Source organism: Streptomyces sp. CA-249302 (genome assembly GCF_050936785.1).
Lineage (GTDB): Bacteria > Actinomycetota > Actinomycetes > Streptomycetales > Streptomycetaceae > Streptomyces.
Map to the genome: position 1 here is coordinate 9,417,641 of NZ_JBNJMG010000001.1, position 12,984 is coordinate 9,430,624.

Genomic DNA, 12,984 nt, shown 5'->3' on the forward strand with positions numbered 1-12,984 from the left:
TACCGCCTTCTCACTGAGGTTGCGCCGCAATTGTGGCAGGTGGCACCGACAATCGTGGATCAGGGCGGCACCGGGCGGGCCGGGGCGGCGGAATCGGGCTCCGAGCCCGGAGTTCCTCAGCGCTTGCCGAGGAGATCCGCCGGGTATGCCCCCGCCGCCAGCGCGGCGCCGGCGAACAGCCGCCCCAGCTCCGTCAGCCGTGCGACGCCCGCCGCACCCAGATGTTCGTACGGCCCCCGGTCCAGCCGGTCCGTCTCCGCCTCGATCTCCGCGCGCAGGGCGACGCCGGCTTCCGTCAGCTCGCCGTCCGCGTCCAGCGCCCCGCGCTCCCGCAGCCGCAGGCTCGCCGCGTCCCAGTCCTCCTGGCTCCAACCGCGGCTGCCGAACACCCACTTGGGGGCCATGCCCTTCCCGGTCGCGGTGTGCGACACCACGGCCTCCAGGCCGTCGAGCCCGGCCGACATCAGTACGGCGAGGTGCCCGTCACCCCGGTGCTCGCGCAGCAGCGTGGCGGCATGGAAGTACGCCAGATGCGGCTCGTCGGACACCGGCAGATCGGCGTGCGCGGCATACAGCGGGCGCGCGGACCGCGAGCACGCCTCGGTGGCGCGCAGCGCGAGCCCCGCCGCCTCCGCCATCTCCGCGGACCCCACCGCCTCGTCGCCCAGGAGCCGCCGCAGGGTCGTGTCGATCGCACGCGCGCGTGCCGCCAGAACGTCTCCCGGCCCGGCGACCGACCACACGGCCGGCACATGCCGGGCCACCAGCTCGTACTTGTAGTTGTAGAAGGCCGCCGCCACCGTGCCCGCCCCCACCCGGCCCATCGCGGCCGCCCGCACGGCGAAGTTGACCGCCCTGGGGTGCGTGATGCCGATCGAGGCCATCTCCTTGCCGAGATCGGGCGAGAAGTAGAGCGTCGCGTGCAGGGAGTTGAGCGCGTTGTGGCACTGACGGCCCGCGCGCGGTTCGAGGGTGACGGTAGTCATGCCCGGCAGGTTACCGACTGGTTGGTACGGCCTCCAGAGGCAGGTCCCGGATGGCAGGAATGGTGGGGAGCCCGTCATTGCGGCCATCGTCCGGGCCGCCAAGAATCGAAGCCATGGAAACCGTCCTGGTCGTCCTCTTCGACAACGTGCAGAGCCTCGACGTCACCGGCCCGGTGGAGGTCCTCAACGGCGCCGAGCTCCACCGCCCGGGCACTTACCGGATCCGCACCGCGTCCCCCGACGGCCGGCCGGTGCGCACCTCCAGCGGCCTCACCCTGGTCCCGGACCACTCCTTCGCCGACGCCCCGCCCGCGGACACCCTGCTGGTCCCGGGCGGGGCCGGCACCCGGCGCCCCGATCCGCGCGTGGTGGCCTGGCTGCGCGAGCACGGCCCGCGGGCCGACCGCCTGGTCTCGGTGTGCAGCGGAGCGCTGCTGCTGGCCGCGGCGGGCCTGCTGGACGGCCACCGGGCGACCAGCCACTGGTCGGTGTGCGAGAAGCTCGCCCGCGAGTACCCGGACGTCGAGGTCGACCCGGACCCCATCTTCATCCGCGACGGGCGCCTCTCCACCTCGGCCGGCGTCATCTCCGGCATCGATCTCGCCCTCGCGCTGGTCGAGGAGGATCTGGACCGGGAGGTCGCCCTGTCCGTCGCCCGGCACCTGGTCGTCTTCCTGCGCCGACCGGGAAACCAGGCCCAGTTCAGCGCCCAGCTCGCCGCGCAGACGGCCCGGCGCGAGCCGCTGCGCGAGGTGCAGCAGTGGATCACCGAGCATCCGGGCGCGGACCTGTCGGTGGACACCCTCGCGGCCCGCGCCCGGCTCTCGCCCCGCCACTTCGCCCGCGCCTTCCAGACCGAGACCGGCATGACCCCGGGCCGCTACGTCGACCGGGTCCGCCTCGAACACGCCCGCCGCCTCCTCGAGGACACCGCCGACGGCGTCGAGGAGATCTCCCGCGCCTGCGGCTACGGCACCCCGGAGGCGATGCGCCGCTCCTTCGTCCGCACGCTCGGCGCGGCACCGGCCGAGTACCGCCGCCGGTTCCGCCCGGCGACCACCCACTGAAAGGACTCCCGTGCAGATCGCCATCGTCCTCTACGACCGTTTCACCGCCCTCGACACGGTCGGACCGTACGAGACCCTGGGCCGGCTCCCGGACGCCGAGACCGTCTTCGTCGCCGAGCACACCGGCCCGGTCCGCAACGACAACGGGAACCTCGCGCTGACCGCCGACCGGACCCTGGCCGAGGTGCCGAGCCCGGACGTCGTGGTCGTCCCGGGCGGCCCCGGCCAGACCCCGCAGATGGAGAACCGGGCCCTCCTCGACTGGATCCGCGCCGCCGACGCCACCAGCACCTGGACCACGTCCGTGTGCACCGGCTCCCTGCTGCTCGCCGCCGCGGGCCTCCTCGAAGGCCGCCGGGCGACCTCGCACTGGCTGGCCCTCGACGAGCTGAAGAAGTACGGCGCCGAACCGACGGGGGAGCGGGTCGTCCTCGACGGCAAGTACGTCACCGCGGCCGGCGTCTCCTCCGGCATCGACATGGGCCTCGCGCTGCTGGGCCGGATCTCCGGGGACTTCGTGGCACAGGCCGTACAACTCGGCATCGAGTACGACCCGCAGCCGCCCTACGGCGCGGGGGCACCGGAGAAGGCTCCGGCGGACGTCACGGAATTCCTGCGCTCACGCAGCCGGTTCATCCTCGGTCGGGAACAGCCCACGTGAACCGCGCCTGACGGCGCTCCAGGAACGCGGCGACCCCCTCGGCGGTGTCGCCGCTGCCGCGCGCCTGCTCCGTCCAGTACGCGTCCCGGTCGGTCCGGCCGTTCGCGAACTCCTTCGCCGCGGCCTGCGTCAGCTGCGAACGGGAGACCAGGATCCGGGTGAACTCGGCCACCCGCTCGGCGAGTTCGCCCTCCGGCAGCACCTCGTCCACGAGCCCGGTGCGCAGCGAGCGCTCCGCGTCGACCAACTCCCCGGAGAACAGCAGGTACTTGGCGGCCGCCGGTCCCACCAGCGACACCAACCGCCGCGTGGACGAGGCCGGATACACGATCCCGAGCTTCGCCGGCGTCACCCCGAACAGCGCTCCCTCCTCCGCGAAGCGCAGATCGCAGGCCGCCGCCAGCTGCGACCCGCCGCCCACGCAGTGCCCCCGGATCGCGGCCAGCGTCGGCTTCGGAAAGGCGGCGAGGGCCTCCTCGGCCTCCACCGCGAGCCGCTGCGCCTCCTCCGGCGACCCGCGCAGCGTGGAGATGTCGGCCCCGGCGCAGAAGGTCCCGCCCTCCCCGGTCAGCACCAGCGCCCGTACCTCCGCGTCGGCCGCGAGGGTGCCGAGCAGCGGCGGCACGGCCGCCCACATCGCGGCCGTCATGGCATTGCGCTTGGCGGGGTTGTGCACCACGACGGTGGCGACGGAGTCGGTGACGGTGTGCAGCAGCTGGGGCTCCATGAGCCGGATGCTAGCCGCACCCCGCGACCGTACGATCAAGGAGGGGCCGCAGCCCGAGGAGGCCCCGCATGGCCGCACGAACGCAGGAGACCGCCAAGCTCAGCCGCGGCTTCGGCTGGCTTGCCGCCCTCGGCGTCGTCCTGGTCCTGGCCGGGCTCGTCGGGCTGGTCTACACCGGCGTCGCCACCCTCACCTCGATGCTCCTGTTCGGCTGGCTGCTGCTGATCGGGGGCGCGGTCGGCCTGCTGCACGCGATCCAGGCCCGCGGCACCAACTTCTTCTGGCTCGGGGTCGTGGTCGCCGCCCTGAACATCGCGGCCGGCGTCGTCGTCCTCCGGCGTCCCGAGGCCGCCGCCGAGGCGCTGACCATGTTCGCCGCGCTGCTCTTCGACGGACTCGGACTGATCGCCACCGGCTACGGCGGCCGTCGCATCGTCGGTATGGTCTCCGAACGGCTCGCGGGAGAGGGCGAAGGGGAGGAATCAGTCCAGGCCGCCGTCAAACCCGTACAACCCGAATAGTTCGCGAAGCCCGCTGAAGCGGGACAAGAGCGGTCCCGCAACTCACCCAGTCACAAGACAACGGTCACAAGTGCTCGATACCTGCTGACTTCTGTTCAGTCATCCGGAGCGGAGCGGGTCGTTATCAACACTCGACGTGTGGTGACAATCGAGCGCAAGGGTGGCGACCGGACGATGGAGAACCACGGGCGCGGGTCCGGCCCACGCCCAGAAGGGGGCCCGGAGGACGAGCCCCTCGACCCGAGGCCCGCGGATCCGCTGCCGTACGAAGGCGTCTGGCGGTTCACCGCCCCCGCCGTGGACGCCTCGGTCCCGCAGGCCCGGCACGCCGTACGGGACCTGCTGTACCGCCAGGGAGTGCCCGTCTCCGACGAACTGGTCCACGGCCTCCTACTGATCGTCTCGGAGCTGGCCACGAACGCCGTGAAGCACGCGGCGCTGCTTTCGCCGATGCTCGCCGTGGAGGTGGCCGTGGGCGCCGAGTGGGTGCGGGTGTCCGTGGAGGACAACCACCCCTACCGCCCGACCGCCCTGGAGGCCGACCACGGCGGCGAGGGCGGCCGGGGGCTGCTGCTGGTCAGCGAGGTCACCCGGGAGGCGGGCGGGGTGTGCGACGTCGAGCACACGGCGAGCGGCGGCAAGGTGATCTGGGCCGCCCTGCCGCTCAAACCGGTGCGGGTGCTCTGAGCCTCACCAGCCGGCCGACGGGCCCGTCAGCTCCCGGACCGCGGGGCGGGCCGCGTCGAGCACCGTCATGAACCAGGACGAGAAGGTGTCCTTCGCGTGGCGTTCGGCGAGCTCCGCGGGCGTCACGTAGGCGGTGTCGCCGACCTCCTCCGGGTCGGGGCGCAGCGGCGACTGCACCATCCCGACGAACAGGTGGTTGTACTCCTGCTCGACCAGGCCCGAGTCCGGGTCCGGGTGGTTGTAGCGCACCGTGCCCGCCTCGGCGAGCAGCGAGGGGGAGACGCCCAGTTCCTCGTACGTCCGGCGGGCCGCGGCCGCGAAGGGGGCCTCGCCGGGGTAGGGGTGGCCGCAGCAGGTGTTGGACCACACACCGGGGGAGTGGTACTTGCCCAGCGCCCGCTGCTGGAGCAGCAGCCGGCCCTGCTCGTCGAAGAGGAAGACGGAGAAGGCGCGGTGCAGCTGCCCCGGCGCCTGGTGGGCGGCGAGCTTCTCCGCGGTGCCGATCGTGACGCCGTCCTCGTCGACGAGCTCCAGCAAAATCGCGTCTGCGGTGCCGTTCGACGGACTGTGCGTCGCGGTGGCAGGTGTGATCGGCATACCCATCCTTCGCATCGGTCTTCGCGCCCCAAGTGTGCCGTACGAATCCGGCACTCCCGGCAGTTGATCGTGCCCGGCGCGGCGGCCGGGGAACCGTCCGGGGCGGGGTTGTGGGACTCAGGACGCAGCCGGGCGGCGGATCGCTGCATTCCGCCCGTGGGGCACCTCACCTGCCTCAATGGCAGAGCTTCGCCTCGTGTTCCGCATGCCCGCCCGGTTCCAGCTGGAAGGTGCAGTGCGCAACGTCGAAGTGGTCGCCCAGGCACTCCTGGAGCTCGTGCAGCATCTTCTCGTGGCCGATCGCGCTGAGCACCTCGGAGCGCACGACCACGTGCGCGGACAGCACCGGCATGCCCGAGGTGATCGTCCAGGCGTGCAGGTCGTGGACGTCCTCGACGCCGTCCAGGTCGAGGATGTGGGCCCGCACCTCCGCCATGTCGACGTCCCTGGGCGCCGCCTCCAGCAGTACGTCCAGGGTCTCGCGCAGCAGCTTCAGGGTGCGCGGCACGATCATCAGGCCGATCACCAGCGAGGCGATCGGGTCGGCCGCCTGCCAGCCCGTGGCCAGGATCACCAGCGCGGAGACGATCACCGCGAGCGAACCGAGGGCGTCCGCGGCGACCTCCAGGAACGCGCCCCGCACGTTCAGGCTCTCCGACTGACCGCGCACGAGGAGCGTCAGCGAGATCATGTTCGCGACCAGACCGATCACACCGAACACGATGGTCAGCCCGCCCTCGGTGTCGGCCGGCGTGACGAACCGCTGGATCGCCTCGTACAGGACGTAACCGCCGACCCCGAGCAGCAGCAGACAGTTGGCGAGCGCGGCGAGGATCTCGGCGCGGGCGAACCCGAAGGTGCGGTTGCCGGCCGGCGGGCGGTTGGCGAAGTGGATGGCCAGCAGCGCCATGCCGAGCCCGAGGGCGTCGGTCGCCATATGGGCCGCGTCCGCGATCAGCGCGAGCGAGTCCGCGAGCAGACCGCCGACGATCTCGACCACCATGACGGTGAGCGTGATCGACAGCGCGACGCGCAGCCGTCCGCGGTACGCGGCGGCCGCCGTACCGGTGGGCGGCGCGTGCGAGTGCCCGTGTCCGTGATCGTGCCCAGCCCCCATGGCAGACACCCTCCTGTCTCCGTCCAAGGATCACAGTGAACTACGGGTGGGGGGTATCGGGCAACGCGGCACTGAACACCGTTGTCATGTGCCCTGACCTGCGCAAACAAACCGCAGGTCAGGGCAGCCTAAGTTCACTTGCCGTGGTGCAGCTGCCAGCCCCGCCAGGCGGACTCGACCATCTCGCGCACCCCGCGCCGGGCGGTCCAGCCGAGTTCCTCGGCGGCCCGCGCGGCGGCGGCGACGGCCCGTGGCGCGTCGCCGGGACGCCGGTCCTCCACCACGGGCGTACGGCGGTCGCCGGTCACCTCGCCGATCACCGTGATCAGCTCGCTCACGGAGACGCCCTCGCCCCGGCCGATGTTCACCGTGAGGTCGCCGTCCCGGTCGCCGAGCCGCCGGGCCGCCGCCAGATGGGCCTCGGCGAGGTCCGCGACATGGATGTAGTCGCGGATGCAGGTGCCGTCCGGGGTCGGGTAGTCGGCACCGAAGATCCGCGGGGCCTCGTCACGGGTGAGCCGGTCGAAGACCATCGGGACGATGTTGAAGACACCGGTGTCGGCCAGCTCGGGCGCGGCCGCGCCCGCCACGTTGAAGTAGCGCAGGCACACCGTCGAGATGCCGTGCGCCCGGCCCGCCGCCCGGACCAGCCACTCGCCGGTGAGCTTGGTCTCGCCGTACGGGTTCACCGGGGCGCAGTGGGTGTCCTCCGTGATGAGGTCCACGTCGGGGTTGCCGTACACGGCCGCCGAGGACGAGAACAGGAACCTCCCGACGCCGGCCTCGGCCACCGCCTCGAGCAGCGTCGCGAGACCGCCGACGTTCTCCCGGTAGTAACGGGTGGGCTGTGCCACGGACTCGGCGACCTGCTTGCGCGCCGCGAGATGGACGACGCCGGTCACGCCGTACTCGGCGAACACCCGCTTGAGCAGGCCGCCGTCGAGCGACGAACCCTGGACCAGCGGGACGGTCGCCGGCAGCCGTGCGGGGTACCCGGCGGAGAGGTCGTCCAGCGCCACGACGTGCTCCCCGGCCTCCGTCATGGCCCGTGCCACATGGGCCCCGATGTATCCCGCTCCGCCTGTGATCAGCCATGTCATGGTCGCCCACCCTATGTCGACATCTCCGCACGTCACCCAATGTCCCGGATGCCCGGTCTGGGAGGCGCGGTTTGTGGGCGGAGCCCCGGATCACCGATGATGATCGCGGCAAAGGCCAGTGGAGAGTGCGTTGATCAGCCCGTGAACGGCCGGTGAACGCGGGCCTCCGGGCATCCGATAGCCTCTGCCGACATGCCGCCCGCCTGGAGCGTCCAAGGGGCGCCCCCACCATGCACATGACCGGCGCCAGGGCGTCGGCACCCAGGGAGTGAGTTCGGTTGTCGACCGCCATCCTCACCGGTCAGCCGGTCCCCGGATCGTCGATCGAGGGCGATCTGCGGTCCCTCGGCTTCGACGTACAGGTCGCAGTCGACGCCGCCGACGCCGAACGGCTGGTCGCCGAGGCACCCTGCGACCGGCGGGTCGCCCTCGTCGACGCCCGCTTCGTCGGCCACCTGCACGCACTGCGCCTCGGCCTGACCGACCCGCGCTTCCCGCTCGCCGCGATCGCCGGCGCCGTCACCGCACAGCCCGAGGGCCGGGTGGCGCTCACCCGCGCACTGGCCCGCGAGAACTCGGCGGGTGGCGGTACGGCCGTCGCTGTGGACAGCCTCGCCGACCGCGTCGTCACCGCGCTGGACGGGGAGGAGGCGGGCGTCCACCGTCCCGAGCTCGGCAGCCTGGTCGCCGAGGTCCCGGCCGACCCGCAGGCCCGCAACGAGGCACGGCAGGCCGTGGCGAACGTCGACGACGAGGCCGTACGCCTGAAGTCGGCCGTGAAGTCCCGCGACGGCTTCTTCACCACCTTCTTCATCAGCCCGTACTCCCGCTACATCGCCCGCTGGTGCGCCCGCCGCGGCCTCACCCCGAACCAGGTGACCACCGCGTCCCTGCTCACCGCGCTGATCGCGGCGGCCTGCGCGGCCACCGGCACCCGCGGCGGCTTCGTCGCGGCCGGTGTCCTGCTCATCGCGTCCTTCGTACTGGACTGCACCGACGGCCAGTTGGCCCGCTACTCCCTCCAGTACTCCACGCTCGGCGCCTGGCTGGACGCCACCTTCGACCGCATCAAGGAGTACGCCTACTACGCGGGGTTGGCCCTGGGTGCGGCCCAAGGCGGCGACGACGTATGGGCGTTGGCGCTCGGCGCGATGATCCTGCAGACGTGCCGGCACGTCGTCGACTTCTCCTTCAACGAGGCGAACCACGACGCCACCGCCAACACCAGCCCCACGGCGGCCCTTTCGGACAAGCTGGACAGCGTCGGCTGGACGGTGTGGGTGCGGCGCATGATCGTGCTGCCGATCGGCGAGCGCTGGGCGATGATCGCCGTGCTGACGGCGGTCACGACGCCCCGGATCACCTTCTACGTGCTGCTCATCGGGTGTGCGCTCGCGGCGACTTACACCACTGCGGGCCGCGTCCTGCGGTCGCTGACGCGGAAGGCGCGGCGTACCGACCGTGCCGCGCAGGCGCTGGCGGACCTGGCGGACTCGGGTCCGCTCGCGCAGGGCGTCGCGGGCGTTTCCAAGGGCTTCGCGCGGCGTCTGGCCGGCTTCGCCGCCCCCGCCCTGGCCCTCCTCGGTGGTCTCGTTCTCGTCGGCCTCGCCTCGCAGCCCGGCTTCGGCGGTCCGTGGGCCGCGGTCGGCGCGGTCGTCTACGCCGTCACCTCGGGCCTGGCCGTCGCCCGCCCGCTCAAGGGCGCCCTCGACTGGCTCGTCCCGCCCTTCTTCCGCGCCGCCGAATACGGCACCGTCCTGATCCTCGCGGCCAAAGCGGAGGTAAACGGAGCGCTTCCTGCGGCTTTCGGCCTGGTGGCCGCTGTCGCCTACCATCACTACGACACGGTGTACCGCATCCGCGGCAACGCCGGAGCGCCCCCGGCCTGGCTGGTGCGCGCCGTCGGGGGCAGGAAGGGCGGACGCTGCTCGTCGCGGTCCTGGCCGCCGCGCTCACTGCCTCGCAGTTCAAGGTCGCGCTCACGGTGCTCGCCGTGGCCGTCGCCCTGGTGGTGCTCGTCGAGAGCATCCGCTTCTGGGTGTCCGCAGGGGCACCCGCCGTACACGACGAAGGAGAAACCGCATGATCGGCCTCGTGCTGGCGGCGGGCGCCGGGCGGCGTCTGCGCCCCTACACCGACAGCCTTCCCAAGGCTCTGGTGCCGGTGGGGCCCGCGGGCATAGAGGGCGAACCCACGGTTCTGGACCTGACGCTCGGCAACTTCGCCGAGATTGGTCTGACCGAGGTCGCGATCATCGTCGGCTACCGCAAGGAGGCCGTCTACGAGCGCAAGGCGGCCCTGGAGCAGAAGTACGGCCTCAAGCTCACCCTCATCGACAACGACAAGGCCGAGGAGTGGAACAACGCCTACTCCCTGTGGTGCGGCCGTGACGCCCTCAAGGACGGCGTGATCCTCGCCAACGGCGACACCGTGCACCCGGTCTCCGTGGAGCGGACGCTGCTCGCCGCGCGCGGCGAGGGCAGGCGCATCATCCTGGCCCTGGACACCGTGAAGAACCTCGCCGACGAGGAGATGAAGGTCGTCGTCGACCCCGAGCGGGGGATGACGAAGATCACCAAGCTGATGGACCCCGCCGAGGCGACGGGCGAGTACATCGGCGTGACACTGATCGAGGGCGACGCCACCCCCGAGCTGGCCGACGCCCTCAAGGCCGTCTGGGAGACCGACCCGCAGCAGTTCTACGAGCACGGGTACCAGGAACTCGTGAACCGCGGCTTCCGGATCGACGTGGCGCCGATCGGCGACGTCAAGTGGGTCGAGATCGACAACCACGACGACCTCGCCCGCGGACGGGAGATCGCGTGCCAGTACTGACGAGGCTGATTCCGTCCCCGGTCGTCGTGGACATCCGCCCGGGTGCTCTCGACGACCTGGCCTGTGTGCTCGCCGACGAGCGCATCTCGCACTCCGGCAAGCTCGCCATCGCGGTCAGCGGCGGCTCCGGTGCGCGGCTGCGCGCCCGCCTCGAGCCCACCCTGCCCGGGGCGACCTGGTACGAGGTCGGCGGCGGCACCATCGACGACGCGGTGCAGCTGGCCGGCGACATAAAGGCCGGCCACTTCGACGCGGTCGTCGGGCTCGGCGGCGGCAAGATCATCGACTGCGCCAAGTTCGCGGCGGCACGGGTCGGCCTCCCGCTGGTCGCCGTCGCCACCAACCTGGCGCACGACGGCCTGTGTTCGCCGGTCGCGACGCTGGACAACGACGCGGGCCGCGGCTCGTACGGTGTGCCGAACCCGATCGCGGTGGTCATCGACCTCGACGTGATCCGGGAGGCGCCGGTCCGCTTCGTGCGCTCCGGCATCGGCGACGCCATCTCCAACATCTCGGCGGTCGCCGACTGGGAGCTGGCCAACCGCGTCAAGGGAGAGAAGATCGACGGCCTCGCGGCGGCCATGGCCCGCCAGGCCGGCGAGGCGGTGCTGCGGCACCCGGGCGGCGTCGGCGACGACGGCTTCCTCCAGGTCCTCGCCGAGGCCCTGGTCCTCACCGGTATCGCCATGTCCGTGTCGGGCGACTCCCGCCCGTCCTCCGGCGCCTGCCACGAGATCAACCACGCCTTCGACCTGCTCTACCCCAAGCGCGCGGCCGCCCACGGCGAGCAGTGCGGCCTGGGCGCGGCCTTCGCGATGTACCTGCGCGGGGCGCACGAGGAGGCCGCGAACATGGCCGACGTGCTGCGCCGGCACGGGCTGCCGGTGCTGCCCGAGGAGATCGGCTTCACCGTGGACGAGTTCGTCCGCGCCGTGGAGTTCGCTCCGGAGACCCGCCCCGGCCGCTACACGATCCTCGAACACCTCGACCTGAAAACCGACCAGATCAAGGACACATACGCCGACTATGTCAAGGCCATCGGTAGCTGAACTCCGCCCGGTCGTCCACCCCGCAGGGGTCAAGGACCGGCGCAGCGGTGAGCACTGGATGGGGCGCCTCTACATGCGTGAGGTGTCCCTGCGGGTCGACCGCTACCTGGTGAACACCAGGGTCACGCCCAACCAGCTCACGTACCTGATGACCGTATTCGGCGTGCTCGCGGCCCCGGCACTGCTCGTGCCGGGGATCCCGGGCGCCGTGCTCGGCGTGGTGTGCGTCCAGATGTACCTGCTGCTGGACTGTGTCGACGGCGAGATCGCGCGCTGGAAGAAGCAGTACTCGCTCAACGGCGTCTACCTGGACCGGGTCGGCGCCTACCTCACCGACGCCGCCGTGCTCGTCGGCTTCGGCCTGCGCGCCGCCGACCTGTTCGGCAGCGGCCGTATCGACTGGCTGTGGGCCTTCCTCGGCACCCTCGCCGCGCTCGGCGCGATCCTGATCAAGGCCGAGACCGACCTGGTGGGCGTCGCCCGGCACCAGGCCGGCAAGCCGCCCGTGCAGGAGTCCGCCTCCGAGATGCGCTCCTCCGGCATGGCGCTGGCCCGCAAGGCCGCGTCCCTGCTGAAGTTCCACCGGCTGATCCTCGGCATCGAGGCGTCCCTGCTGATCCTGGTCCTTGCCGTGGTCGACAACGCCCGTGGCGACCTGTTCTTCTCCCGCCTCGGCGTCGCCGTGCTGGCCGGCATCGCGCTGCTCCAGACGCTGCTGCACCTGGTCTCCATCCTCGCGTCGAGCAGGCTGAAGTGACCGGCATGAAGGTCGGCGCGGTGATCATCACCATGGGCAACCGCCCCGACGAACTCCGCGCCCTTCTCGACTCGGTCGCCAAGCAGGAGGGCGACCGCGTCGAGGTGGTCGTGGTCGGCAACGGCTCGCCGGTCCCGGACGTCCCCGACGGCGTCCGCACGATCGAGCTGCCCGAGAACCTCGGCATCCCCGGCGGCCGCAACGTCGGCATCGAGGCCTTCGGCCCCAGCGGCCGCGACGTCGACATATTGATGTTCCTCGACGACGACGGACTCCTCGCCGGGCACGACACCGCCGAGCTGTGCCGCAAGGCCTTCGAGGCCGACCCGAAGCTCGGCATCGTCAGCTTCCGCATCGCCGACCCCGACACCGGGGTCACCCAGCGCCGCCACGTCCCGCGCCTGCGCGCCAAGGACCCGATGCGCTCCTCCCGGGTCACCACCTTCCTCGGCGGCGCCAACGCCGTACGCACCCAGGTCTTCGCCGAAGTCGGCGGGCTCCCGGACGAGTTCTTCTACGCCCATGAGGAAACCGACCTGGCCTGGCGGGCCCTCGACGCGGGCTGGATGATCGACTACCGGTCCGACATGGTGCTGTTCCACCCCACCACCGCGCCCTCGCGGCACGCGGTCTACCACCGCATGGTCGCCCGCAACCGGGTCTGGCTGGCCCGCCGCAACCTCCCCGCGCTCCTGGTCCCGGTCTACCTCGGGGTCTGGCTGCTGCTCACCCTCGTCCGGCGCCCCTCGCGGTCCGCCCTCCGGGCGTGGTTCGGCGGGTTCCGGGAGGGCTGGACCACTCCGTGCGGCCCGCGACGGCCCATGAAGTGGCGTACGGTGTGGCGGCTTACCCGACTGGGCCGACCTCCTGTGATCTGACA

General features: G+C 71.8%; 13 protein-coding genes and 1 pseudogene. 9 read left to right on the forward strand and 5 right to left on the reverse strand.

All coding sequences use genetic code 11. From position 1 onward, the window contains the following. Positions 1-116 precede the first annotated feature (116 nt). Positions 117-986 carry an SCO6745 family protein gene (locus ACQEWB_RS42355; protein ID WP_432840918.1) on the reverse strand — a complete coding sequence of 290 codons (870 nt, stop codon included), beginning with the start codon at positions 984-986 and terminating at the stop codon, positions 117-119. 113 nt (positions 987-1,099) lie between these two features. On the opposite strand from ACQEWB_RS42355, the gene ACQEWB_RS42360 reads away from it, so the two are divergent. Then, positions 1,100-2,053: a GlxA family transcriptional regulator gene (locus ACQEWB_RS42360; protein ID WP_432840920.1), complete on the forward strand. Its 954-nt coding sequence runs from the start codon at positions 1,100-1,102 to the stop codon at positions 2,051-2,053. A 10-nt stretch (positions 2,054-2,063) separates the two neighbouring features. Continuing rightward, positions 2,064-2,714, forward strand: a complete 651-nt coding sequence (locus ACQEWB_RS42365) for a DJ-1/PfpI family protein (RefSeq protein WP_432840922.1) — start codon at positions 2,064-2,066, stop codon at positions 2,712-2,714. Here ACQEWB_RS42365 and ACQEWB_RS42370 read toward each other — a convergent pair. Then, positions 2,686-3,441, reverse strand: coding sequence for an enoyl-CoA hydratase/isomerase family protein (locus tag ACQEWB_RS42370; protein WP_432840924.1), 756 nt, complete (start codon positions 3,439-3,441; stop codon positions 2,686-2,688). The genes ACQEWB_RS42365 and ACQEWB_RS42370 overlap by 29 nt on opposite strands. Before the next feature lie 68 nt (positions 3,442-3,509). Here ACQEWB_RS42370 and ACQEWB_RS42375 point away from each other — a divergent pair, with 68 nt between their 5' ends. After that, the gene (locus ACQEWB_RS42375; protein WP_432840926.1) at positions 3,510-3,962 is read left to right on the forward strand and encodes an HdeD family acid-resistance protein; all 453 of its coding nucleotides are present in this window, start codon (positions 3,510-3,512) and stop codon (positions 3,960-3,962) included. 174 nt (positions 3,963-4,136) lie between these two features. Further along, complete coding sequence (locus ACQEWB_RS42380; protein ID WP_432844305.1) at positions 4,137-4,649, forward strand: ATP-binding protein; 513 nt, start codon at positions 4,137-4,139, stop codon at positions 4,647-4,649. A gap of 3 nt (positions 4,650-4,652) precedes the next feature. Here the strand turns inward: ACQEWB_RS42380 and idi are convergent, their stop codons facing one another. From idi to galE, 3 genes are all read right to left on the reverse strand, one after another. Continuing rightward, positions 4,653-5,246, reverse strand: coding sequence for an isopentenyl-diphosphate Delta-isomerase (idi, locus tag ACQEWB_RS42385; RefSeq protein ID WP_432840928.1), 594 nt, complete (start codon positions 5,244-5,246; stop codon positions 4,653-4,655). Positions 5,247-5,421: 175 nt separating this feature from the next. After that, entirely contained in the window at positions 5,422-6,363 is a 942-nt protein-coding gene (locus tag ACQEWB_RS42390) for a cation diffusion facilitator family transporter (protein WP_432840930.1), read from the reverse strand. A 134-nt stretch (positions 6,364-6,497) separates the two neighbouring features. Beyond that, the gene (gene galE / locus ACQEWB_RS42395) at positions 6,498-7,463 is read right to left on the reverse strand and encodes a UDP-glucose 4-epimerase GalE (RefSeq protein WP_432840932.1); all 966 of its coding nucleotides are present in this window, start codon (positions 7,461-7,463) and stop codon (positions 6,498-6,500) included. A 278-nt stretch (positions 7,464-7,741) separates the two neighbouring features. Here galE and ACQEWB_RS42400 point away from each other — a divergent pair. The 5 genes and pseudogenes from ACQEWB_RS42400 to ACQEWB_RS42420 all read left to right on the forward strand — a co-directional run bounded on the left by ACQEWB_RS42400 (position 7,742) and on the right by ACQEWB_RS42420 (position 12,982). Continuing rightward, positions 7,742-9,549 (forward strand): annotated as a pseudogene (locus ACQEWB_RS42400) (DUF5941 domain-containing protein). After that, positions 9,546-10,298: a sugar phosphate nucleotidyltransferase gene (locus ACQEWB_RS42405; protein ID WP_432840934.1), complete on the forward strand. Its 753-nt coding sequence runs from the start codon at positions 9,546-9,548 to the stop codon at positions 10,296-10,298. The pseudogene ACQEWB_RS42400 and the gene ACQEWB_RS42405 overlap by 4 nt, the downstream one beginning before the upstream one ends. Next, positions 10,286-11,347 carry an iron-containing alcohol dehydrogenase family protein gene (locus tag ACQEWB_RS42410; RefSeq protein ID WP_432840936.1) on the forward strand — a complete coding sequence of 354 codons (1,062 nt, stop codon included), beginning with the start codon at positions 10,286-10,288 and terminating at the stop codon, positions 11,345-11,347. The genes ACQEWB_RS42405 and ACQEWB_RS42410 overlap by 13 nt, the downstream gene beginning before the upstream one ends. Then, a complete protein-coding gene (locus ACQEWB_RS42415; RefSeq protein WP_432840938.1) occupies positions 11,325-12,104 on the forward strand; it encodes a CDP-alcohol phosphatidyltransferase family protein in 780 nt (259 codons plus the stop codon). Before ACQEWB_RS42410 ends, ACQEWB_RS42415 begins: the two co-directional genes overlap by 23 nt. Positions 12,105-12,109: 5 nt before the next feature. Then, positions 12,110-12,982 carry a glycosyltransferase family 2 protein gene (locus tag ACQEWB_RS42420; RefSeq protein WP_432844307.1) on the forward strand — a complete coding sequence of 291 codons (873 nt, stop codon included), beginning with the start codon at positions 12,110-12,112 and terminating at the stop codon, positions 12,980-12,982. Positions 12,983-12,984 lie beyond the last annotated feature (2 nt).